Annotated in this window: 1 protein-coding gene and 1 pseudogene; one reads left to right on the forward strand and one right to left on the reverse strand. The window is 26.3% G+C overall.

The window, feature by feature from the left end; translation table 11 throughout:
* Nucleotides 1-74: 74 nt before the first annotated feature.
* Nucleotides 75-1,287 (reverse strand): annotated as a pseudogene (locus MBFIL_RS10130) (ATP-binding protein).
* Nucleotides 1,288-1,843: 556 nt separating this feature from the next.
* Here MBFIL_RS10130 and MBFIL_RS04055 point away from each other — a divergent pair.
* Nucleotides 1,844-2,136, forward strand: a 293-nt coding sequence (locus MBFIL_RS04055) for a hypothetical protein (protein WP_157078645.1), incomplete at its 3' end; no start/stop codon positions are given.

A 2,136-nucleotide genomic window follows, 5' to 3' on the forward strand; every position in this document is an offset into this window, starting at 1 on the left:
AAAACACATTTAAAAAGTTTAAAACTAAAACACAAAAAATAGACCAAAAAACTAAAACAAAAACTAAAAAACATCTAAAACCATATCCAACAATCATAAACCTTTATTTTAATTATGGATAAACTCCTTAAAGTATCAAGTTTTATTAAATTTTTTGCACCTTTTTCAATTTCACTGCTCCCCAATTTAAATTCAATAAGGGCATATCTCCCATCTTTTAGGTGTAATACACAATCTGCTTCAAGGCCGTATCGGTCCCTATAATATGAAATTTTCCCATCTACTGAACTAGAATAAACAGTTAAATCTCTTATGCATAAATTTTCAAATATAAATCCAAATGTATTTAAATCATATAATAATGATTCTGGTGTCAAACCTAATGAAGCTACTGCAATTGATGGGATCTACAAATTCTTTTTTTGAGCTTGATCTAATAGCTGTAGCTGATCTTATATTAGGATTCCAAGCAGGAACATTATTTATAACAAACAACCTAGTTAATGCATCAATATAAGAGTAATATGTTGATTTATTCATATTTGCAAAATTAGCTCGAGCATCTTTTAGTATGGTTTCATCTGATACAAGTGTTGATATGTTTCTTGCGTAAGACTGTATAATAGTTCTAACTCTTTGAGGAGCACGTTTAACTCCATCAACAGTAGATGCATCACTTTCACAAATATTATCAATATAATTCGACACAATAAAAAGTTGTGCTTTTTTATTTTTTTTATTCAAGCTCTCTGGCCATCCTCCACGACAACTAGCAAAAATCAACTCTTCAATCGATAACTCTGATTTAATACCATCAATATCCATATCTGACGAATCAAATAAATCAAGGATAGATATTTTACCATTAGACTCCTTACTTTCAAATAAACTCATTGGTAGCATAGTTAATCTATTTATCCTACCAGTTCCTGAATGCATTATTTCATTTTCCTGAACTGAAGTTGAACCTGTTAAAATATATAAACCAACTTCATTTAGATTATCAACACTGGTTCTAACAGCATCCCATAATACTGGAGCCATCTGCCATTCATCAATCAATCTAGGAGTTTTTCCTTCTAAAAGTGCAGATGGTTTAATTTCTGCTAATTGTAAATAAGATTTCGATTTATCAGGGTCTTGTAATTTTATTACACTTTTCACATGTTGTTCAGCTGTTGTTGTTTTACCTCACCATTTAGGTCCTTCAATAACAATTGCTCCAATCATTTTTAAACGTTCTTTTAATATACCATCAATCACACGTTTTAAATATTTGTTTTTCATAGGAATAACCGTATTAATTTCATTAATTATTTTTTTGTAACATCTTGTTATAATATTTTGTGGTATTTCATTGTACTTTTTTGTGGATTTTCATTATTTTAATTTAGTTTCATGTTTTAATAAAGAACTTGTTTTTATATTAATAAATTATAAAATAGATTTGTTAGAAAGTTTTATATTGTTTATTATTTTAATATATTTATGAGTTTTGTGAATTTTTGGCATAGTCAAGTAGGTTACTGATTTGAAAATTTTTTAGTATTACTTTATTAGTATTACTTATGATAATCTTTTTTTAGGCTTGAATTTTTGAAATATTGCATTATATTCCTTTATTTTTCATTGATTTTGCAGTAATACTTTTATAGTATTACTTTATTATTAATAGTTTTCATTGATTATTCATCATGACTAAATCTTTTTTAAATAGTTTAAATAGAGAATAGGTTTTTATATATCTTTATTTCTTGTTTTATGAGGTTAATATTTTTTAATAACTGTTTAAAATTGAAAATATTTATATATTGGTAAATATATATGTTTAATTATGTCTATTATGAATAATATTTATTGCGCATCTGCTATTGATAAATGTCAGCAAACTTTAGATGTTGTTGCTGATAATGTGACTTTTATGTCAAATAAATTTTATAAATGGAGGAAAAATTCTTTAAAACTTGCAGGCAATATTAAATTAAAGTTTAAGAAGAATTTCAAATGGTTACAAGAGAAAATAAGGATTTGTCCAGTTTGTGGAGGTATAAATGTTGATGAAAATGGTAGTCGTGAGCGTTTAATCATTTTCAGCACATGGAAAGAGTATTTTAAGATACAGACTTATGTATGTAA

It is taken from the genome of Methanobrevibacter filiformis (genome assembly GCF_001639265.1).
In the GTDB taxonomy this organism is placed as follows: domain Archaea; phylum Methanobacteriota; class Methanobacteria; order Methanobacteriales; family Methanobacteriaceae; genus Methanacia; species Methanacia filiformis.